At 45.6% G+C, this 23,715-nt stretch carries 12 protein-coding genes; 3 read left to right on the top strand and 9 right to left on the bottom strand.

What is annotated here, in order from left to right; translation table 11 throughout:
- Nucleotides 1-16 precede the first annotated feature (16 nt).
- The gene (locus tag I2F54_RS15185) at nt 17-1,294 is read right to left on the bottom strand and encodes a rhamnogalacturonan acetylesterase (RefSeq protein WP_195501734.1); all 1,278 of its coding nucleotides are present in this window, start codon (nt 1,292-1,294) and stop codon (nt 17-19) included.
- Nucleotides 1,295-1,304: 10 nt separating this feature from the next.
- Nucleotides 1,305-2,975: a fimbrillin family protein gene (locus I2F54_RS15190; protein WP_195501736.1), complete on the bottom strand. Its 1,671-nt coding sequence runs from the start codon at nt 2,973-2,975 to the stop codon at nt 1,305-1,307.
- A gap of 247 nt (nt 2,976-3,222) precedes the next feature.
- Here I2F54_RS15190 and I2F54_RS15195 point away from each other — a divergent pair, with 247 nt between their 5' ends.
- The 3 genes from I2F54_RS15195 to I2F54_RS15205 all read left to right on the top strand — a co-directional run bounded on the left by I2F54_RS15195 (nt 3,223) and on the right by I2F54_RS15205 (nt 7,245).
- Nucleotides 3,223-5,148 (top strand): rhamnogalacturonan lyase, encoded by a 1,926-nt coding sequence (locus I2F54_RS15195; protein WP_195501738.1) that lies wholly within the window; start codon nt 3,223-3,225, stop codon nt 5,146-5,148.
- An 88-nt stretch (nt 5,149-5,236) separates the two neighbouring features.
- Nucleotides 5,237-6,808: a right-handed parallel beta-helix repeat-containing protein gene (locus I2F54_RS15200; RefSeq protein ID WP_195501739.1), complete on the top strand. Its 1,572-nt coding sequence runs from the start codon at nt 5,237-5,239 to the stop codon at nt 6,806-6,808.
- Between the two features lie 20 nt (nt 6,809-6,828).
- A complete protein-coding gene (locus I2F54_RS15205) occupies nt 6,829-7,245 on the top strand; it encodes a hypothetical protein (protein ID WP_195501741.1) in 417 nt (138 codons plus the stop codon).
- A 39-nt stretch (nt 7,246-7,284) separates the two neighbouring features.
- On the opposite strand, the gene I2F54_RS15210 is transcribed toward I2F54_RS15205, so the two are convergent.
- From I2F54_RS15210 to I2F54_RS15240, 7 genes are all read right to left on the bottom strand, one after another.
- Nucleotides 7,285-11,637, bottom strand: a complete 4,353-nt coding sequence (locus I2F54_RS15210) for a hybrid sensor histidine kinase/response regulator transcription factor (protein WP_195501743.1) — start codon at nt 11,635-11,637, stop codon at nt 7,285-7,287.
- A gap of 57 nt (nt 11,638-11,694) precedes the next feature.
- Nucleotides 11,695-12,654: a polysaccharide deacetylase family protein gene (locus I2F54_RS15215; protein ID WP_195501744.1), complete on the bottom strand. Its 960-nt coding sequence runs from the start codon at nt 12,652-12,654 to the stop codon at nt 11,695-11,697.
- Nucleotides 12,655-12,798: 144 nt separating this feature from the next.
- On the bottom strand, nt 12,799-14,412 hold the full coding sequence (locus I2F54_RS15220; RefSeq protein WP_195501746.1) for a DUF5060 domain-containing protein: 1,614 nt from the start codon (nt 14,410-14,412) through the stop codon (nt 12,799-12,801).
- Between the two features lie 24 nt (nt 14,413-14,436).
- Complete coding sequence (locus tag I2F54_RS15225) at nt 14,437-17,724, bottom strand: DUF4450 domain-containing protein (RefSeq protein WP_195501748.1); 3,288 nt, start codon at nt 17,722-17,724, stop codon at nt 14,437-14,439.
- 195 nt (nt 17,725-17,919) lie between these two features.
- Nucleotides 17,920-20,064 (bottom strand): hypothetical protein, encoded by a 2,145-nt coding sequence (locus I2F54_RS15230; protein WP_022219196.1) that lies wholly within the window; start codon nt 20,062-20,064, stop codon nt 17,920-17,922.
- 108 nt (nt 20,065-20,172) lie between these two features.
- Nucleotides 20,173-21,555 (bottom strand): pectate lyase family protein, encoded by a 1,383-nt coding sequence (locus I2F54_RS15235; protein ID WP_087426763.1) that lies wholly within the window; start codon nt 21,553-21,555, stop codon nt 20,173-20,175.
- 114 nt (nt 21,556-21,669) lie between these two features.
- Nucleotides 21,670-23,709, bottom strand: a complete 2,040-nt coding sequence (locus I2F54_RS15240) for a RagB/SusD family nutrient uptake outer membrane protein (protein ID WP_195501768.1) — start codon at nt 23,707-23,709, stop codon at nt 21,670-21,672.
- Nucleotides 23,710-23,715: the final 6 nt, after the last annotated feature.

Raw genomic sequence — 23,715 nt, forward strand, 5'->3', positions numbered from 1 at the left:
TTTAAGTTGTTATTCTTTAATTTCCATCCGGCTTCTCTATCTCTGTAAATGGTGACAGGTTCCATTTAAAATTCTTGAATTTATCCGGTTTTGCGGGGTCAAAGTTAGCATAATCTGCTTTTAAATCTTTCACAATAGGAAGATTTGCTTTCTTCATTCCCTCAATTACGCATTTTGCTACTTCATAAGCTCCAAAAGTATTAAAATGCGTGTTATCTTTCAGTTCCTGAGTCTGTCCGGGATAAGTATTTGCCGGATAATGTACATAGAGATGCTTGGATTCTTCTACCCCCATTGTTTCACATAATACTTTTGTCATGTCCTGCAAGTCAATGACAGGGATATTCTCACGTACAGCAATATCCCGGATAGCGGCAGGATAATCAGCATGCGTATCCTTGATTTTGCCATTCTTATCATACTGACGGCGGCGAGTTGGCGTAACCAACACCGGATAAGCTCCTTTCAGACGAGCCTCATCAATAAACTGTTTGATATAATAGGAGAAAGAATAGTAAGCTCCTTTACCCGGTCCTTTCTGTTTTTGGTCATTATGACCGAATTCTATCAGCAAGTAGTCGCCTTTTTTCATCTGGGTCAATAGTTTATCCAAACGTTTTCCACCGATGAAAGTATTGGCAGAAAGCCCCGATTCGGCATAATTCGCTATACAAACTTTATCCGTAAAGAAACGGGTAATCATTTGTCCCCAGCTTGCCCAAGGCTCATTATCATTATCAACGACCGTTGAATTACCACAAAGAAATACAGTAGGAACCTTGTCAACCCTTTCAATCACTAAAGAAGATAAACGGGGAGCATCACCATTAAACTCCAAGGTCAGTTTATCGTCCCAATTCAGTTTCTTCTTCTCGCGTTCCTTGATTTTTACTTTCTGATTACCCTTAATAACGGTATTACGTTTATTAATTGTAAAAGTCTCCGTTACGAGTTCTCCTTTCTTTGTGTCGAGGTTCTCAATGAAAAGACGGCGTGATTCACCACGAACTGTGGTACTGCCGGCAGAGTCTTTACTTCCCAATGTTACAGCCACTCTATAATTACCATCAGGAACATTTACCGAGAAAAAGAAAGGCGCGTCACTTTTACCGTCCCAAGCAGGCTGAAAGTCATAACCATAACCCGAATCATTATTAAACAAAGTTGAGGGAGTTATTTTGGTAAAGCCTTCTTGTTCTTTCTTATCAGACGAGAAATCGAATTTGAAAGTTTGAGCTTGGGCAAGCAAAGAGCTTGCCACAAGCAGCAGAGAATAAACAAATATTCTTTTCATAATTCAATGATTAAAAAGCTACGGCAAAGCGGAAGAAACCTTTGGTTCCATTACTAACTCTACCAATAAATAAATTGGTTCCCTCAGCAACTGCACATAAAGGAGATATCCACGCATTAGATGATCCTCTAAAATCACTTGTCCAATAAAATCTATCAGAAGCCACAGCATCATAGTCACTATATTGTAATAAGCTTCCTCCAATTTTTGTGATACTTGCAGAAATAACAGCATAGTTATTTTCGATAATATTCAGTTCCTCATAAGAGGGTAAATACCATCCAGAAGTTTTTCCTTCTTCAATAACCACAGTAGTACGATAAGTATTAAGGAAATCTACAAAATCCGTTCCTAGTCCCCCTACATTATCAGCAGCGAGCTCTGTAACCTTAGTATTATTATAACCTACTATTTTTGTAGGAACATTATTAATACTTAACGTAGCGTCAATATAACCAGAGGCATAATCTTGGGTGTTCAGCCATTCCTTATAATCAGATTTGGTTGATCCAAATCTACCGCTAACAGCACCACTCTTACTGATAGCATTATTAAGCGCTATCGCCAATCCATTAACACATGAAGGACATTCTCTCTTCAAGACATCTTGAGTCTCGGTATATGTACCATTATACAGTACTGACGGTTGAGGATTACCTACATAATACACAACACCAATAATACTTGCTTTTACAGCTTCATCCAATTGCTCCAGATTATAATCTTTATCAATAGTCGTACCATCCTTACAAAGGAAATCCCCTATCTCCAGCGTAGGATTATAATTAACCTCTTCTTCCACACCGATATTCTCTTCAACATTAGGTGTCCATCCATCAATAGTCGGAGAATCAATCTGTAACATTTCACCACTTTCCGTCTTACTCAAATCAACAGTATACTGGTATTCCTGAGAACTATCCAAAGCAGGTTTCAAACTTCCTGCATAGATTTTATCTCCTACCTCAATAACCAATTGAATAGGCTCCGCTTCACTTTCGGCAACTACCGGTGGTAAAATAATAGAAGAGGTAGTACCTAATGTAGTTTCCACCTTTACATTTCCTTTAGTAGATCCAGGTTTCACTTCACCGGTAGCAGTATCGAAAGTTCCATCAATAATAACTCCCTGCAATGTATAGGAGATAGAAGTTTCCACTTTAGTTTCAGCAGCGCCGCCATTCGCAATATTCAGACTCACTTTACTCATCTGATGCTTGAATTTAAAGGCTACATTCGGATTACTCCGCGAAGCAGTTGCCTTAGCATACATAAAATCTATCGCATTATGGCCTACATACTTACCTGCTCCATCAACAATCTTAAAATCAAGTACTCCTGCGGATATATTTTCATTACCTGTATACGGATAATAAGCAGTATATTCAACCTCATCATTACCTAAAATATAAATTCCTGTAGTACTGGAAAATTCACCGGTAACACTACCTGCCACATATTTGATATTCAGATTCGGATTAGAGAGATTATCGCTTACGCCGATTGCATCACCTACCGTCCAAGCAATACCGTCATCGCTCACGCGCGTGTTCACCTGATCGATACTGGCCGACACTATCAGTTTAGACCCTGCAATATCTTGCCCGTCATAATCGTTATTACAGCCGCTTAGCAGAGCTACTGCAACAGCACTTGTCAAAAGAATCTTTTTCATCTTCATGATATTAAATATTTATTAGATTATTAAAGTTAAACCGCCATGTTTATTCGCTGATTCTGTTGCAAATGTAAACAATGTCTCCCAAACCAGCCATGACGTTTATTCACTTTGCATGTAATTTCATCCACTGCCCCAAAAGCGTTCTTTTTCCATGTATTGTGTACATATATACATAATTAATAGAAAAATATCCGTTACTTTTAACCTCGAAAAACAATATTCCCGTAACCCAAGAACTGAAAAAGATATGAGAAAGCACCTGTATTATCTAATCGCATCCATGCTGATTATTACTATAAGCTTAAACGCCCAGACTAACTACAACTACAAGAAATTGCAACGTGAAAATCTCGGACGTGGTGTAGTCGCTATCCGCAAAGACGCTTCTACCGTCACCATTTCATGGAGATACCTCTCATCCGACCCTATGGATACCGAATTCAACGTATATCGTAACGGAAAAAAAATCACCTCGCAACCGGTCAGTACCGGCACCTTATATAATGACGCGTACACAAGCCGGAATGCTGTAACTTATGAAGTGCGCCCTGTTGTAAAAGGAAAAGAGACCAATCATAAGAACGGCCGTTATACCCTGCCCGCCAATGCCCCGACAGGTTATATCCGGATACCGATGAACAAACCTGCAAACGGCGTCACTCCTGCGGGAGATACTTATACCTATTCGCCCAACGACGCCTCAATAGGCGATATAGATGGAGACGGGGAATATGAAATCATCTTGAAATGGGATCCGAGCAATTCCCACGATAATGCTCACGACGGCTATACCGGTGAGGTGCTGATAGACTGTTACCGCCTGAATGGCGAACAACTATGGCGTATCAACCTCGGAAAGAACATCCGTGCCGGTGCCCATTACACACAGTTTATGGTCTATGATTTGGACAATGACGGCAAGGCCGAAGTAGTAATGCGTACAGCCGACGGAAGCATAGACGGTAAAGGCAATATCATAGGTGATGCCACCGCCGACTATCGTGAACCGGGAGAGATGTATACTCCCCGAAAGAAGAAAGGAGATACCCGAACACCCGAACCGAGACTCCGTAATCAAGGACGTATCTTTAAAGGAAAAGAATACCTCACCGTATTCTCCGGCATGACGGGAGAAGCCTTGCAGTCCATCGACTACATTCCCCAACGAAATGAGTTGAGAGGCTGGGGCGATAATCGTGCCAACCGTAGCGATCGTTTCCTTGCATGTATCGCCTATCTGGACGGTATCCATCCCAGTGTAGTCATGTGCCGCGGTTATTATACCCGTACCGTCCTTGCCGCTTTCAACTGGGACGGAAAGAATCTGACGAACTCCTGGACCTTTGATACGAATGAACCGGGCAATGAGAATTTTGCCGGTCAAGGTAATCACAACCTGCGTGTAGCAGACATAGACGGCGACGGCTGTGATGAGATAGTCTACGGTTCCATGACCGTAGACCACAACGGGAAAGGACTGTACTCCACCGGCATGGGACACGGTGACGCACTGCACCTCACACAATTCGACCCGTCCAATCCGCGGTTGCAGATATGGGCGTGCCATGAAAATAAGAAAGACGGCTCTACCTTCAGAGATGCAGCCACAGGGAAAGTCATTTTCCAGCTACCGCATCATACGGACGTAGGGCGTTGCATGGCAGCCGATATCGACCCAACCCACCCCGGCGTAGAGATGTGGTCGGCACGTTCCGAAGGCATACGCAATATCAAAGGAGAAATCGTGGCTCCCAAAGTAAAGAAGCTCCCGATGAACATGGCCGTATGGTGGGACGGAGATTTACTACGGGAGATGCTCGACAAGAATATCATCAGCAAATATAACTGGAGAGTGGAAACATGCACACCGCTTGTCACTTTCGAAGGTACAGCCGGCAATAACGGTACAAAATCCAATCCATGCCTGCAAGGTGACATCATAGGTGACTGGCGTGAAGAAGTATTGTTACGCACCACCGACAACACGGCATTACGCCTATACGTAAGTACCGTTCCCACAGAGTATCGTTTTCACACATTCCTTGAAGACCCTGTATACCGTATCAGCATAGCCACTCAAAACGTAGGATATAACCAGCCTACCCAACCCGGATTCTACTTCGGACCGGACTTAAAAGGCGTATTCAGAGGATACCGGTTAAAACAAAAATAAATCAGGTAATAGGTTATTGAAATTTCCTACCAGCAAACAAACGTTTCAAAATAGGCCGCCATATACCATAACAATAACATCTGTCATCATGAAAAGATTAAAAACAATATTCCTTTTACTTTGCCTGCCGATAATGCTGACAGCCAAAGAATACTATGTGGCAACCAACGGCGACGATGCCAATACGGGCAGCATCGATTCTCCTTTCGCTACGCTGGCGCGTGCGCAGGCGGAAGTAAAAGCCGGCGATATAGTATATATCCGCGGCGGGAGATATATCATGGAAGAGTCGCAAATTATGGGAGAAAGAGAAAAAATCTACGCCTGCGTATTCCTGATGGACAAAAGCGGAACGGACAACGAACACCGTATCCGTTACTTCGGTTATCCGGGTGAACGTCCGATATTCGACCTCTCTCAAGTAAAGCCCTTCGAGAAGCGTGTCAGCGTGTTCTATGTCAGCGGCTCCTACCTGCATTTCAAGAATATCGAAGTAGTAGGTACACAAGTCACCCTTGTCGGGCATACCCAATCTGAATGTTTCAGCAACCGGGGCGGCAATAACAATATCTATGAGAACCTGTCCATGCACGATGGCATGGGAATCGGTTTTTATCTGGTGAAAGGAGCTGACAACCTGATACTGAACTGCGACGCTTACAATAACTACGATACCGTTTCGGACGGTGGCAGGGGCGGTAATGTGGACGGCTTCGGCGGACACCCCGACAACAATGGAAGCGGTAATGTATTCAGAGGTTGCCGTGCATGGTGGAACAGTGACGACGGCTTCGACCTCATCAACTCCGGCCAAGCCGTTGTGATAGACCACTGCTGGTCTTTTTACAACGGTTACCGGCCGGGCAGCACCTCCGCCAAAGCGGGAGACGGTACCGGTTTCAAGGCGGGTGGCTACGGCATGAGTGACAGTCCCAAAGCCCCTGAAATCATACCGATGCACGAAGTAAAAAACTGTATAGCTTATTATAACAGCAACAAAGGTTTTTATGCCAATCATCACCCGGGCGGCATCCTTTGGTCCAACAACAGCGGATATAAGAACCCGTCCAACTATTGCATGCTCAACCGTAAATCGATAGAAGAAGCTGTTGATGTAGCCGGATACGGACATATCCTAAAAAACAATCTCTCGTACAGTCCGCGAAGCGCGGAGAAACATATCATCGACATTAATGAAAGTCTGTGTCAAACAGCCAATAACAGTTTTCTGCCTACGGTTATGATGCTTACAGAAACAGATTTCCTTAGTCTGGATGCCGGCCAGCTAACAGCAGAGCGCAAAGCAGACGGCAGCCTGCCGGACATTACATTCCTGCAACCCTCGGAAAGCAGCCGGCTTTACGCCACCCGGATAGGATATTCGTTCGAAGCCCCTGTTACCGATGAAGACAATGACGGAGTCGATGACAATACAATAATTGGTGAGAAAGACTGGCTCATAGAAGCCGCCATTCATGTAAATAACAGCATTGCCAGCATAGAAGGACCAGGAGCGGAAGAATTTACCGCTTTCTACATCAACGGACAAAAAGTGAAAATGAGTAACGGAACTGTCGACCTATCCGCATATAACGGCAAACTGAATCTGAAAGCGACCTCTACTCAAGGCGGCATCGTGAAACTTACCCTACACAAATAAAGTTTATAAACAGCATAATCATGAAAAGAATCATCCATACATTCGTTATCACCTTTCAGTTTATCATCTTATCAGCAGTTCTCACCGCCTGCAAAGAGGACGACGGTAACATCTCCTCACCTCAGGAAGTCACTCCCTCATTCTTCTGGGAAGGGAGTTCATTTCAGCTGGAAGCGGACAACGGTTGGGGTATTACCCGCTTTGCCAACCGCATCGCCCTTAGCAATTTCCATCAAAAATGCCAATACCATCTCTCATGGGACGGCGGTTCGGGAGCAGGAGAAAAGACAAACGGTATTTTAAAGATAGCCGAAGCAGGAAAGAAACTGCAGACCATCCGTCTCGACGCATTGCTCATAGAAGACATCAATGGAATGTATTACAACATCCATTTCCAAAAAGGCGAAGCAACGGGTATATTGCTATTCTCCAAATAACCATGCAAGAGCAGACGGAATGTCACAAAACAACCATTATCAAGCTTGTGATATACCGTCTTTGTTCTTTTGATAAGTTGAAGGAGACACCCCGAATTGCGTCTTGAAGCATTTACTGAAATAGAAAGGATCATTGATGCCTACCTGATAAGCCACTTCCGCAACAGTGGCATCCGTCTTCAGTAACAACTCCGCCGCTTTCTTCATACGCATTACACGCAGATACTCTTTGGGCGCATAACCGGTAACTCCTTTCACTTTCCTGTAAAATATGGTTCGTCCCAATGCCATCATAGAAGCAAAATCATCCACGGTAAAATCAGGATTATCCAATTGTTCCTCCACGATACGTGTCAGCTTATCGGTAAACTCTTTATCCTTATCTGTCGTGCATATCACCGGACGTATCATGGAAAGGTCGCTCGAGAACTTCTCACGCAGTTTATCCCGTTGCTCAATCAGCTTAAATACGCGTGCCAGCAATAGCTTTGTACTGAACGGTTTCGTAATATAGGCATCCGCTCCGCTTTCCACCCCTTCCAAGTGACTTTCGGGCGCATTCAAAGCAGTAAGCAGAATGATAGGGATATGGCTCGTGTTAAAGTCGTTTTTCAACTTTCCGGTAACCTCGAATCCCGATAGCCCCGGCATCAGGACATCACAAATTATCAAATCAGCGTCATACGAGTAAGCCCGTTCCAACCCGGCATTACCGTCTGCTTCCGCCATTACTTCAAAGTAAACGGAAAGCTCCTCTTTCAAGAACTCACGTACATCCGTATCATCTTCTATAATCAACAGTTTCCGTTTATTCAAAGGTACGACCGGCAGACCTTCTTCCTGTGTTTCTTCCTTATCCTGCCCTGTATCCTCACCTATACCGGAAACCATCCTCTCTTCCATGTCCGACAAATGTTTCTGCGCCATTTCTTCCTCACGAAGAAGAACATTGTTGGGTATCAAAAAATCTTTCTCTTCATAAACCGAAGTATCGGTAGAAAGCACCACCGTAAAGACAGAACCGCCTTCGGGATTTTCATCATACGTTATAGTCCCTTTATGAACATTTACCAATTCATGGGTCAGATGAAGCCCCACCCCCACACTGCTACTGGAAAAGTTACTCTGCATGAAACGTTTGAAAAGCTGGTCGCGTTTCTCTTTAGGGATACCGACACCGGAATCGGTTACCTTAATAACTAATTTATGAGCGGCGGCATCCACCTGTATAGAGAAATCTACTTTCCCACCCGATGGAGTATATTTGAACGCATTAGAAAGCAGATTATAAATAACCTTATCCAAATTACCCTTATCAATGAACATTTTATAAGACGCCGCGGAAGGGATAAACCTGAAGTCCATTTTCTTGGACTCGGCGGCATCCTTGAAACTCAGATAGATTTCATAAAGGAACGCTATAACATCGGTTTCTTCCAACGAAAGAGCAAGCTTGTTATTCTGCATTTTCCTAAACTCAAGCAGTTGATTAATAAGTCTCAGCATGCGTTGTGTGCTCTTATCCATGACTTTTACCGAGTAGGCCATTTCTTTGGGTATCTTGCCAACACGATGCATCTTCTCCAAAGCAGCCTGAATCAGCGTCAACGGAGTACGAAACTCATGGGAGATATTGGTAAAGAATACCAGCTTGTATTCCGTAAGCTGTTCCTCCACTTTGATCTTATTACGCAAATCATTCATGTTGCGAATAATACGATAGACCGTATAGAACACAAAAACTATAAACAGAAAATAAAGCAGATAAGCCCAAGTAGTACGCCAGAACGGCGGCGCAATGACAATCTGGAGCATCGTATCCTTATCGCCCCACTGTCCTGCAGCATTACATGCTTTTACATGCAAATTATAGATACCCGGTTTCAAATTTTTATAGGCTGCAAAAGTCAAGGTAGACGGAATACTCCATTCTTTATCATACCCTTCCAATTTATAGCTGAACTTTGGCGGAATCGTAGTAGAATAATCCAGCGTAGAAAAGTTTATTCCGAACGAATTCTGGTTATATCTCAAATGAATGTCACGGACATAAGCAAGGGAATATTCCAAAGGTGAATTAGGTTCATCGGAAGATACCGATATACCGTTCAGCTTCAATTCGGTGAAAGTAACGGAAGGAATACTTTGCACGCTTTCCACTTGCGACGGGTTAACGATAGTCAGTCCTTGATTGGTTCCCATAATAATCCTGCCATCCCGCAATCTCAACGCACTGCTTTCGCTATATACATTGCACAGCATATCGCTGGAGAAGAAGTAGTTCTCAAAAGTCTTTGGGCCAGGAAAAAAGCAGGAAACTCCATATTCGGTAGTAATCCATACTTTACCTTCCGTATCTTCTACGAAAGCCTGTACCATACTGTTCACTAAACCATTGGCTACACCATAATGAGTAAAATTCAGCTTGCCGTAATCATTACCGGGCGTACAAATACAGAACCCCGCACCGGATTCGGCAATCCAGATATTTCCCTTGCTGTCCTGCATTATATGCCGCACTTCATTACTCAGTAAACTTCGGTTACTCCAATTATAATGGTGATAGGCTTTAGGATTTGCCAACAATTCCTCAGGACGGAATACAAATATACCATCACTCGTGCCTGCCCAAATCCATCCTTGTTTGTCCTCAATCAATACGCGTATGCGTTTCTGCGAATAGTATTCATTGAGGAAATGACGGAATTTATAACCGCCCTGTCCATCGGGTTCGGCAAGGTCCAGCCCACCGCCAAAGGTACCGATCCACATCCGCCCTTTACTATCGCGCAACATACAAAATACTTCATTGGCTGCAAGCGAATTCACATCATCAACCCGATAAGTGTACTTTTTATCTCCCGCATACAGTCCATCACCCCTACTTCCCAACCAAAGGACACCTGTGGAATCTTCACAAAGCGCGTATATATTTTTGCCATAGACAGCTTTGTCCTTTAGGCAAGACAGTACAGCATCGTATACATAAACCTTTCCATCGCGAGTACCCAGATAAATATCCCCATTAGTTGCGGCAGCCAGCATACGAACATTATTCACATGTGTTTCCGTATCGTATTTCACCGGCTCCGGATAGAACTGTGCGGCTCCCTCATTCACTACCTTCAAATGAGACACTCCCGTATACTCGGAACTCAACCAAATGCTCCCCGAACGGTCTTCCATGATATATTGCAGGGCATTGGACGAAATCAATGAGGAACGGCTGTCATCCGCTTTGAAATGGCGCAGTTCGTCAGTCCGCAAATCATAGGTAAAAAGCCCGTTGCCATAAGTTGAAATCCAAAGAATATCACGTGAGTCGTGTACTACATGATAGCGTTCCATATCGATATACCCCACCTTTTCTTGGAGCATCAGTTGAAAAACTTTCACGACGCCGGTTCCCGACTGAATATAATATAGCTTACCTGTCTTGTTGTGTACCCAATAATTCCCCCGGTTATCTACAGCAACTTCACCGCCGGGAATATTCCACTCCGGTGGTGAGGGTTTCAAAGCATTGCTCTCCAAATCAAAAACGAAACTGCCTTTTGAAGTAAAGATAACCCATTGGTTCCCAACCGACAAACTACCCGGCAGATCCATACCCGAAGATACATCCGGCAACTTTGCCGCAAAGGCAAGCCGCCCCTTCTTATCCGCAGTCCAAATTTCACCTTCGATGGTTATAAAGCAGGTTTTGTCTTTAAAACGATAGGCACGCTGGAAATAATGTGACTTATCAACACACTGCAACGCATTATCTTTCCAATAATAAAGTCCTCTATCCGTGCCAATCCACACCCGTTTACCGCTATCCTGCAACACAAACAGGATATTGTCCGATTGGAGCTGTCCACTTTTCGCATTAAAGACTTCCGAAACAAACTTGCCTTCTCTATATTGTATACGCCGACAGCCTTGCCCCCGTCCCCATAACCAGACTTCGTCAGATAATATGGTTATATATCCGTAGTGGTCTTCATGTTCCCCACATCCGGTGAAATCCACGAAACAATCCTTCTTCAAATCATAACAACTGAAACGATCGGCAGAGGTAGATATCCACAAGAAGCCGTTATTATCTTCATACAAATGCTTGACCCGTCGGTCTGCAAGTGAAATACGTCCGTTATTTTTAGGCAGGAAAGTACGAAACGAATTACCGTCATAACGGTTCAGTCCGTTCAGTGAACTCATCCAAATAAAGCCTTTGCTATCCTGATAAATATAACGGACAGAATTATTGGACAATCCGTCCGCTGTAGTCAGATATTGTACATGTACCTTAACGGAAGCATAACCCGACAAATTCATTAGTGCAACAAGACACACTACCAGAAAGGTATAAATTCTTCTCCCGCAGACTCTTTGTTCTATGTTTTTCATAAGTTTCCGATGTCGTTACGGCAAAAGTAGTGATTTTCTCCGTATTACGGGGAACTTCTATCTAATAGTTACTATAATTTCATCGCCAAAAGGGTCGAAGTCGAAAAATGCTTTATCGGAACGAAGTTGTACGGGAAGTTTCTTTTTCCCTTGTCGGACGGAAAGTTTCTTTATAGTTTTCCCCTCAATAACCATAGTCAACGGTTCTGTAAAAAGTTTCTTATCCAAAGATAATTCCGGAATGATATATAATTTATTCTTTTTCTCCGTTACCCTCAAATGAATCGCTTCCTTTTCTTTGAGATAGGAAACAACCTCACAGAAAGTTCCGACCCATACTTTGTCTTCATTGGCTTTGACCTGATCCCAGTGTTCCCACAAAAGTTGCGGATTTCGGAAAGCATCATACCCGTAAGTCAGACCGTGCGTCATACCCACACCCCAATCACCCGTCCTAATCAGTGTTTCCAGCCACTTCTGCAAATCGCGGGCTGTACGCTTACTGCCTACGGAACGTTGTTTTAGCCGCGTACCCACACGGTTTCGAGCAACAAATTCCATTGCGTCTCCTTGCTTCGTATTATTGGGATAAGCGTATGTACGAGGCATTATACCGACATTGGCATATATCACACTGTCGTTTTTCATTATATCTTCCTTGAGTACGTCAAACGGGAATTTGGCAAAATTACGATGGGCCCAGCCATGATTGGAAATCTCATGCCCGTTTTCCGCCATTTCTTTCAATTGAGGCCACGTTACACGAGTAGTATCTCTCACGCGTCGCTCATCCTTATTCACTTTAGAACCATTAACAAAAAAAGTTCCGCGAAAACCCCGTTGTTCCAATTGCGGAGCTGCCAGTGTATAGTGCTCTGCCAACCCGTCATCAAAGGTATAACTGATAGCGCAAACTTTATCATGCCGATACTTGGCGACATATACATTCCAATCCGTCCCGAATGAAAAACCGGAATAAAAAAGCGTACATAAAAGAATAGTCAAAAAAGTTCTCATGGTTGTCCTATATTTAAGTTTATCCTCGACAAAGATAAATAAACGTCCTGATATACAGCAGCCATGAATATTCGGAAACCATGTAGTTTTGTACACTTACCTCATCTGCGTCATACCGCTTCCACTTATTATCATGCATCGCGGTTATTCATTCGTTACCGTAACGCGTAACATCAGATACGGCAACAATGGCAAACGAACTTTCCGGAGATTCACATCATAATGCCGGTAATCTATCGTTTTTCCGACTTCAAACGTACCGGGATACTCAGTGACAGTCATATTCCATGTATCAATGATTTCCACTTTATATTTTGTACCGGATCGCACTTTTTGATAAGAAGCGTTCTTTGCCGGAAGATTGAATAACCATTCATCCTGTATCTGCCTGCCGAAATAAATCAAGTAATAACCATCTCCGGCCGTAGCTGTCCGATGGTCACGGCTGACATCCGCCAATTGCAACGGTTGCGGCAGTGAGTCCAGCAGACTGCGGGTAAAAGGAATACGTTTCCACGATTCACCACGCCACTCTCCGCCTTTTGCCCAGAAAATAGTGTCCATGCTGCCGGTATTCCACTGGTAGCATTCTCCGTGCGTGACGTATGTACCGGCTATCAATCCTTGCCAAATACGATGAAGCATTTCAGGTCCGCTCAAACGTCCCCAACGGGAAGCCAGATTCCCCTCATAACACACTTCATCAAAGATGACCGGCTTGCGGTAAACACCGCGCACAATAGAAGCACGCCCGAAATCCTCAACCGGAGCCTCATCCTGAATACTGGTATGCGTCAGTTCTTCCATCCAATAAGGGAAATAGGTTGCCGTACTCCCATGAATGGAGCATAAATGCCCATAGGGGTCTGACGCGGCAACAGTCCGTATCAAAATATTCCAATCTGCTTCGTTTTTGGCCTTGACGTAATCATACTCATTCGCCAATGACCACCACACATTACTGAAAGAAGCAAGACGCGCCGTCAGATATTTGATATATGCCACATTGACTTCCATCGGCATACTGTCAAATCCCCAACGTCCTTTATCATAAGGATGGAACAGAATTAAATCCGCTTCGATACCCAAATGCTTCAGATTATCAATGCGTTTCTCCAAATGGCGGAAAAAAGCAGGATTGAAACGTGTAAAATCAAACACCGGTTTCCCGGAAGAATACCCTTTGACAAGAAAAGGATAGATTACCGGTTCTTCCTTGCAAAGGCCGTAATTCTTCGGAAACACACACATCCGCAATTTATTAAACCGCGCTTTCCCCAATGACAACAACGTTTTCTCCTGTACCGGCTGTGACATGTGGGTCCAGGCATACGCCGTAGTGCCCAGCGGATAATATACGGTACTGTCGGCATACATAAAATTATGCGTATCTTTCACCCTCACCGGACCGTGATTGTCCGCAACAGCCGGCACACATTCCAGAGCGCCCTGCTTTCCGGTCAAAGAAAGCATATTGCTTTGCGTGACATAATGCCACATCCCCGGTAAAGCAGGCATAAAGCGGATAATATACCGCCCGTCTCCGTCATAAAAACCCTGCACGTTGACCGTGTCTCCTCCTTGCTGCCAAAAAGTGGCGGCCAGACTGACATCCGTAAAAGGATTTCCATCGGAAGTACCTTGCAACGCGACCTCAAACCGTTCCCACTGCGGAACTTTCTTCACCTGTGCATTAAGTTGCCAAACAGAAGTTATGAGGCACAGCACGCATAAAGCTATTTTTCTGAAATATTCCATAATTCCCTGTCTTGAAATCCGGGCTTACTGTTGAAGCGTAATACCCATTATTCCTATCACCACCTCATTAGAAAGCGTTTCCAATACCAGACGCGAAAGTTTCTTCTTGGCATTCAACGGCATTTCCAGCAAGACAGCCGCACCGCCGTCAACCTCACGCGACACCCCGGTAAAACCAAGTTCTTCACCGAAATTATTACTTAGCTCACCTGTTTTCAAACGCAAGCGATAGAGAGACGGAGCATGACGATTAAAGGCCTGTCCGTCTTCAAAGAATATTTGTTCGATAGGAGGCCAATTGTCCGGATTTACCAAAGGCAGAGTATCACAAGTGCCATCTTCATAATATACGCGGATTACGCCATTCTCAATATGGCACTGCATATGGTTGGTACTGCCCGCCATCAACAGATAGGCACGGGATGCCTTACCGGCCAGAGGAATCTGCAAGCTGTCCGGATAATTGTCCCAAAGAGAGGTGAAAGCAATGTTATGCCCCGCGGCAGGAGTACGGAAAGGTATTCCGAGTTTTGTTTCCAGCACACCTTCGCGCACAGCGGCACGCAGACCCGTATCATCAATCCCGGCCGTTTTCAGCGGATGACACCACTCGCCTATACCTTGTTTGGGTAATTGCAACGTAGTGTACGGAGAACGGGGCGATAGATATTCATTGCGGAAAATATCCGTTACATTTGCATTGAACACCTTCTGCATATCAACGGGGGTACATTTGGCAGAGTCGACGGCTTTAAAGTCACCAGCCGGAATAGTTTGTTTACAACTGCCGGCTACCGGTTGTTCCACCGGCGCCCACCATTTCATCTGTCCCTGTTCCATGGCAATAAAGCTGACAGGTCCCGCTTCACGAACACGGGCCGAAGGATAAGCATCAATAGAAACGGGAACTGTGAGCGACTCTCCTTCCCAATTGACATCGATTGTTATTTCCTCACCGGAAGAAGCCGGAACGGAAACACTAAGCATAGGTCGGCCAACCGAATTTTCAACCAATTTCCATGCCGCCTCCTGTCCGTTCACTGTCAGACGCGCTACGGAAGAGCGACGTGCCGGAAACTGCAATTCCAGATTACGCACCGCAGACAGATGATGAGTAACGGTATAAAGCGAGCGATCGCGGGAAGAATATTTGCCGGCAACCGCTTCACCCGCCTTAAAATCAAAGTCAATATCCGGCGTATGCAATGAAGCATACTCCCACTCCGTCGGGAAACCGGGCTTTATCAACAAGCGACCGTTCAAAGCATCAGGCAAGATACCGTAAAGTCCTTGAATCAATGTACGGGAAGCTACTCCGATAGGGTCACCGAAATCGCGATAACACTCCCCTCGGGCGGCGTCATAGAAACTTATCTGTCCGAAGTTGCCCGGACTCTCACCTAAATACATGCCATCGAGAACAGAGCTTTTCAATAATTTGAAGCCCGCCTCTCTGCGTCCTGCCTGAAAATAGGCCAGTGACGTATGCATCACCTCGGCAAAAGCTACATTATTGATACTCCATGAGTAGGGCATCCAGTCGGTAGTAGCCACTGTGGCATACTCCCCGGCATTAATGGCAGCCCCCGCTTCCTTCAACTGCTTCTGCCAACGGGCATAAGAAACCGCATTGACAGGCAAAGCGGCAGTACCGGCGGTAAGGACATCATCCGAAGTTACGACAGGAATATGAGGAATTTCACGGTCTACATAACTTGTAGCAAGATATGCCTGGAACGGATCTGCCACATCACTATCGAGGGCATGATAAACAGTCCATACGGCAGCGTCTTCATGCAAACGGCGGTGTCCCATGAAATCCTGAAATTCAGCCCAATGTCCTTTCTCCGGCAACCATAGGCGGGCGTTGAGCGCTTTCAATATCTTATCGGCTTCTTCCCGATAAGGTGCAGGGTCCTCGCCGATTTTCTCGGCAATCAGCGCAGCCAGCCTATTACCACGATAGTTATAGGCGGAACTGTGTGTGACAGCTCCACTGTTATAGTACAGTGCGTCACTTGCCCAGATACAGGCATAGGCATCGTAAAGGCCGTCGTTATCAGGGTCGAAGTTACGTTTCTCCCAAGCAAGATGCAACGTCAGCAAAGGCCACATACGACGGGCATAATCAAGGTCTCCGGTCCAATTGAAGTGCCACAGCAATTCGTCTATGTAGCAGAGGTTCATGTCATAATGGTGCATCTGGTTATTTCGCCGGGGATTTCGACAAATATACCCGTTGCTGTATTGAGGTGTTCCCCAAATCTTGGCCGAACGCGCCAGTGCAAGAGCGGAATCTTGTGCAGGATGCGGAATCGTATTAGGAATCCCGGTTACCTGACTGGCGGCATAGTTATCAAAATGAGTGCGTGCGCGATCGTGCCAACCCAATACATCGCCTACATAAGCAGCGCGCCAACCGCTCAGCGGCATACGCCAACCGATAGCTCCATGCAGCCATACGCCCTCTTCTCCCCAAATGCCATCGGCGGCAACGGCAAGCGCACCGCCAAGCGTATTGAAATAAGGATCGGGAGTAGTAATTTTGATGCGTCCGGCAAGTTCACGGCAAGCATTCTGCAAAGTAAGATATTGTACATCGCCATCCGGTACTTCTTTCAATTCGTTACGGACAATACTTATGTATAAATTTCCGTCGGACGGAAAACGGCATTTCAGCGTTTGCAATACCGTACCGTCTTCTGCCGGTTCGAAACATCCCGGCGGGTCTGCTCCCATATCTCCGCTACGGAAAAGCTTCTTCTGACGGATAGGCGAATTCAACACTTCCAGCTCACAGCCGGCAGGCAATTCTCCGGAGAACTTCCACATAGCCATTTCCTCCGTCAAACTTGCCAATACGGAAATCTTCAGGACGCAATTCTCTCCCCATGTTTTGTCTTTCAACAAATAAATGCGGCTACCCGGATTATAGCGAGCCTCGCACCAAGCGGTCTCTTCCAGCGGTGTAACCGTCCCATCCGGCAGGCGCAGACGAAAACGGATATTACGGCTGTCGTTCTTGACATAAGTGGCAAATATCGGACGATCGCTGGTTTCCAGACGCCATGCCGTAGGACTGCCGTAGAGAGCACGGGTATAACGGTTCTTTCCGTTAACACAGACAAAATCCTCGCCGGACGGCAGGTATTGCAACGCACGGGGAGTTCCCCGCTTATGGTCATTGTAGGAAGTGGATTCTATCAAATCACCTGCTTTCTTCGGCGCTTTAGACGAAGAAGCATATTGCGCGTAAGAACCCAAAGGGGAGAGTATGGTAAAAATAATTGCAAAAACAGAGGTACGATTCATAGGGCTCGTTGATTTCAAAAGATGAGAGTATAGCTTAGGGTATCTCACAGTACGACTGAGATACCCTAAGTATACGACTGAGGCAGGCTCAGTCGTATAGTGAGACTACCCCCTCTTACAGGGTATTCCGAGAGGGTATGGTAAAAGGAGTTTCCTATCAGGCATACATAATAATATTTATGTACAGCCAGAAGATTACGGCATCTGTTTCAGTCCTTCCCAACGTACATCCCACGTACCGTCTTGCGGGAAACCGGGATTCTTCACTTCACAGCCGTCCCAACCTGCACACATCAGCGCTACCGCAGTCAGCAAACCGCCATTACCCGGCAAGTAGCAACGTAAACGGCCGTCCTGATAGTTGTGCCCATTCAGCAAGTAAGTATTGGTACGCTTATCCATCAGCAAAGCGCCGACAGCCTTTTCGGGTTCACCCAGACGAGTGGCATTCATGGCGGTCATCGGATAATCCCAACCCCATGTCTTACCCCAATTCCAGTTATCCCACACCCAATGAAGCGTATTCTTCATATAGTCGGCACGTATCAGTTTGTTCATAGGCAGGATGCCGACAGAACCGAGTACAGCCATGTGGTCACTGGTGAAACGAATATCCTTATACGTATCTACCGCATTTTCGGCAGCCAGATAAAGGCTGTCTTCATTATAGGCCAGCGGTGAGAGTTTGTCAATCATTTCATCCCACTCCAGATTGCGTTTTTCACCGGCACGTTCGCGCCATTGCTGCGCTACATTCATTGCATAGTGCCAGTAAGAGAGTTCAAACGGCGGATTGATGGTAGTAGCGGCACGTAATGTTTCCTGTGCAGGAATCGCGCCTTTCAGGATAAAGCGGCCATGGAAATCATCGTACGTAGCGAAAGAGTACATGAACTTTGCAGTCTCTTGCACCAGATGGTTGTATTTCTTAATTACTTCATCCGAAGGATTGGCACGGTAAACGAGTTCCGCCAGATAAATAAAGTGCGGTTGTTGCCAAATCAGGAAACTGCCGACATTAGACGGTGCTTCCGTTCCGCTGGGATCGGTCATTTTCATCCAACGGACTCCGTCGAAACCTTGACGGCGTGCTATCTCACGGGCAACCGGTTCCACCGTTTCGTACCAGCCGAGTGTGCGGTCCAGCAACTCCGGATGCCCCCAAAGCGCCTGCCAGGACTGATGCCACCATATCATTTCGAGGTGGAATTTACCGAACCATGAGTTATACGTCAATCCGGTTTCCTGCGGCGGAACGCTACCTGCCGACTGAATGGCCAGCAAGTATTGGCTCAATACAACACGGCGTTCCAGTTCTTTGGCACGCGGGTCGGTACAATGTGAGAAATCTACGGCTGCGCCGTTCTTCCAAAAGTTATTCCAATAGCTGTTGCCGGCAGCCAGAGTTTCGGCAAAGACGGGCAGCGCATCGGCTGTATAAGTCGCAGGTTCACTTTCGAGTACGGTTCCGGGGAAATCGGAAGTAAACTTGCAAGAGAAAGCGAATTTATCTTCTTCCGGTGTCAGTACAAAATAGTTTGCCGACTTCTCTTTGAGGGAGGCTTTGCCTTCCCAATGCAAAGATACGTAGTAAACCGTAGAATCAAGCGTACGTTTGAGAACAGCGCTTTGCGCATCTTCAAAAACTATATTTGTAGTGTGTTTGTCGTTAGCATCCCAATTGCAAGCGTCATCGGCATGGGCACCCGTAGGATACGGGAAGTGCAGCTTCACTCCTGCATGTGCCGGACTGGTGATGCAGGCGGAAATCATATCCAACTCCGGATGACATACAGTCTGTACATCAAAAGCGTTGCCATTCAATGCGAAATGACTGTTGATAACACCGTTCCACATATCCAGTGTTTGGGCAATATCGGTAATATCCGAAATCTTCACACTATCGCCCAACTCCAGCCCTACGATGCCCAAATGCAGGCGGTGAGGGTTCACACGGAACCAGTTAGAGGCTTCTTTCTGCCGTCCGTCTTCCTTAAACTGGCAGGCGTACAATTCTTTATGGCCGCGCCCGAAATCGTATTCCTTCAAGTATTCTTCCGGTTTATAGTGATCAGGATTACCGAAACTGTGCCAGCCCCATTGGCTTTGCGTACCCAATGGTACGCCTTTCTTATATGCAACAGGGAAAGTCTGAAGTCCGGTAGCATCCACTGTGAAGGCAAATTCACCGTTACCCACCGACAGCGACGCCAGGGAGTCAAATGAAGAAACCTGAGGGTTATTACGGGCAACCAATGCCTCACGATCTATCGGCGCTTGCTTTTCCGAACCGCAAGCTGCCAAAACGACTGCAAGTAGAGAATAAAATAGTTTTTTCATGGTATTTTTAGTGTAAGTAATATATCTCATAGTTGTGAACGAAGCAAAGATAACGCTTCCTCAGCAACCAATCTCTGTATGTATTGGCAGAAATGCTAAGAAAAATGATTATCGAACAAGACTATTGAGATACACCTCAATATTAGTATATTTTTCATCTAATGTATAATTGGAGGCATCGGAAGCATCATTTGCATTCAATCCATGAGCATTCTCCCAAACATCAGGCATCCCGTCTGCATCAGTATCTATTAAGGGCTTACCTACCCTCAATATTGGCCATCCACCCACATCTTCTTGTGAATTAATGATACCATTTGTACCAAATGTGCCTAGCCCCTCTTTCACTTGATATAATACTTCTTGATCATAAGAATCACGCGAAAAACTACACCCCACAGATTTCAATACACGCCGGTAAGCTATAAAGGGAATATCCTCGTCTGTTGGTTCGTACGGGAAAGGAGTATCTACTAAGCAAGAACTACACTCTTCACCCCTGTCAGGTACTGCTTCCAGATTTATTCCGGAAGTAAGCGAGGCGCTTTTTACATTACGAATATAACATTTCCCGGCACAGTCTGTAATAGCCCTACGATTATTGTCAGTCACGGCCTTATCACCTTCCATTACATTACCGGCTACATAATAACGACCAGTACCGTCTTCAGCTACATCAAGCAAACGATGATGCTGAGAAGCAGGTCCCGGCTTATAGTAATTATTCACCATATTTATCTCAGCATGATGTCCGCCACCATAAGCGGTCTTAAATCCCCAATTATATATGACATTGTTACGATAGTCCACCCATTTTGTACCATCTACCGAAGCAAAACGTGGATTGCGACTTGCATGATTCGCCAAAAGATTATGATGAAATGTAGCCTTGTATCCGCCCCAAATGCCGCCGAAACCATGACTGCCTTTCGTATGAACCGAAGAATTCAAACTATGAGTCACCAAACACCATTGTACGGTAAGATTCTCCGTTTTATAAATAGACAGACATTCATCGATACTCCAACTAACAGAAATATGGTCTAAAATAACATTCTTCTGTCCATAACGCCCGCCACCTATGGCATCACTATCCAATTGATGACGATCACCCACACGGACACGAATATAACGGACTATAACATTACTCGCATTAACAATCAACGGATAATCTTTTAAACAAATACCATCACCCGGAGCCGACTGCCCGGCTATGGTAATACTATCATTATCAATACGAAGCGAAGACTTCAACTCAATAGTGCCATCTACGGCAAAGACTATGATACGCGGCCCTTTCTGTTCTACGGCATACCGCAAACTCCCCTCGCCGTTGTCGTTCAGATTGGTTACGATCAGAACTCGCCCGCCGCGTCCACCGGTTGTGTACTTGCCATAACCTTCGGCGCCGGGAAAGGCCAAAGGACGGGCGTGTACGCAGACTCCGATAACAGAAAAGAACAAGATGATAATAAGATATATGTTTTTCATGGGAAGAAAAATTTAAAATAAAACAACAAAAATAATCGAATATATGACAAAGGCGGAACTCAAACAAGAGTATCCGCCTTTATTTTTCACTAACCTATTATTCAATTACTTATTTTAGTAGCAAGGATGTTGCTGATCTTTCAAACCAGGATTGACGTCTATTATAGCAGTCGTACTAAACGGCAGGATCTCTACCATATTTTTCTTCATGCCGTAGTAGACGCCTGCGTTACCTGTAATCCAAGAGTTCTCTGAACTGATTGTCACATCTGAACCCGTAGAAGTTCCATCCTCTTTAACACCGGCTTCTTTCTTCTCATCCACGCTCAAGTTGCCTTTCTGTTTGATGGTATTCACACTGAACATATTCAATATCGTGTATTTCACCTCTTTGAACTCTGAACCGACAGGCACTTGATTCTCAAGATAGTACACCTCGTCACCTACCTCGTAGAATGTTTTCTCCACAGCACCTTTGGAACTGCTGTTTGTGGTGTGCAATGTTTGTAATTCATAGGGCTTCAGGATAGAGGTTACGTCACTCTCGTCCATTTCAATATAATCCAGCGCAATGGTGGGGTCAAGGAACTCGGGGGTAGAAGTGAGTTTGTAAGCGCGATAGGGCTTCACATTGGCATACTCTCCCTCACGCTTGCACAAACGTACCAACTTAGCTTTCTCTTCGGTAAGATAGTCCACCAATATGCCCCAGCGTGCCAAGTCACTCTTGCGCAACCCCTCATTGCTCAGTTCCAACTTACGTTCCTTGATGATATAGTTGCGGAAAGCCGTATAGTCGGTGGGAATGCTGCCGACCCTGTCTTCATCGTTGTGGAAAGCACGCATGCGTACTTGCTTCACAGCGTTCACGGCCTCGGGTGTGGCACCGTTGTTCAGTTCGTTCAACGCTTCGGCATACATCAGCAGCACATCGGCATAACGCAACAGTGGCCAGTTGATGTCGCGACGGTCATCCTTGGTACCTTTCTCGGACTTCCAGTTGATACGATATTTACCCACGCCCATACCAGCAAAAGTGTTCATCTGATACTTATTGCCGTTGCTGGAAAGTTTCAAACCATAGTTGCAGACGGAAACATCGCGGCGCTGGTCGTCCTCATCGAATTCGAAGTAGAATGTCGGCATAGCCACCATCTGTGTGCCTCCCTTGCCCATCCCACCAGTGGAGTTGTCCTGTCCGCTGGTAGGGATGCCGTTAGTGTAGCCCGTACGGGTATTGGTACCGTTGGGACCGTAACTGCCGAATTCGAACATCGTCTCCTCATTGTAAGTCTGGTTGGCTAAATCGCGGAAAAGCTGGTCGTAGTCGTCAAGCAGGTCGTTCTTGCCATGATTGATGACTGCCTTGCAAGCATCGGCAGCAATCTGATACAACTCACGAATGCGTTCCGTGTCATCACGCTGCGCAATCTTAACGGTAGACTTGTCATAGGGGACCGTGTTTAAGTCCCAGCGCAAAGAGTAACCAGCGGCATAGAGAGCCACACGGGCCAAAATGCCGTAAGCTGCATTTTTGGAGATACGCTCCGGCGTCGACAAATAACCCTCATCGTACCAAGGTAGTAACTCAACAGCGCGTTGTAGGTCAGTCACACAGTGATCATAGATGGTGTCGCGACTCACGCGGGACGAGGAGTACGTGGTCAGTTCACTGGTAGGCACATCGGTATAGGGCACATCGCCGTAGAAGCGCACGATATTCCAGTAGGCATAAGCACGGATGGCAAGTGCCTCACCCAGCAAGCCGTTCAGTTTAACCTGCTCACTCTCGTCCACACTCATGTCCGGCAGGTTCTTGATACAGACATTAGCATACTCAATAGCCTTGTACATGCTGGTGTAGGTAGAGTTGAGCATGGACGATGTATTGGTGTAATCGTAGTTGCTCACATTATATTTAGAGTTGTTTTCGGTGGAAGCACTCTCATCCGTTCCCTCCAAGAGCTGGTAGCCCAGTTCTTGATTATTCAGTGAATTGTAGGCACCCACCACCGCCATCTCTGCGCGATCCAGCGACTCGAAAATGGTGGTACTGTCGGCTTTTGACTCGGAAGGCATGTCCAGCCAATCCTCACAAGAAGTGAATGCCAACAGGCATGCCGATATACTTAAAATAGTTGTTATCTTTTTCATGACTAC

Origin of the sequence: Bacteroides clarus, from assembly GCF_015555825.1 — a bacterium.
Classification (GTDB): Bacteria; Bacteroidota; Bacteroidia; order Bacteroidales; family Bacteroidaceae; genus Bacteroides; species Bacteroides clarus.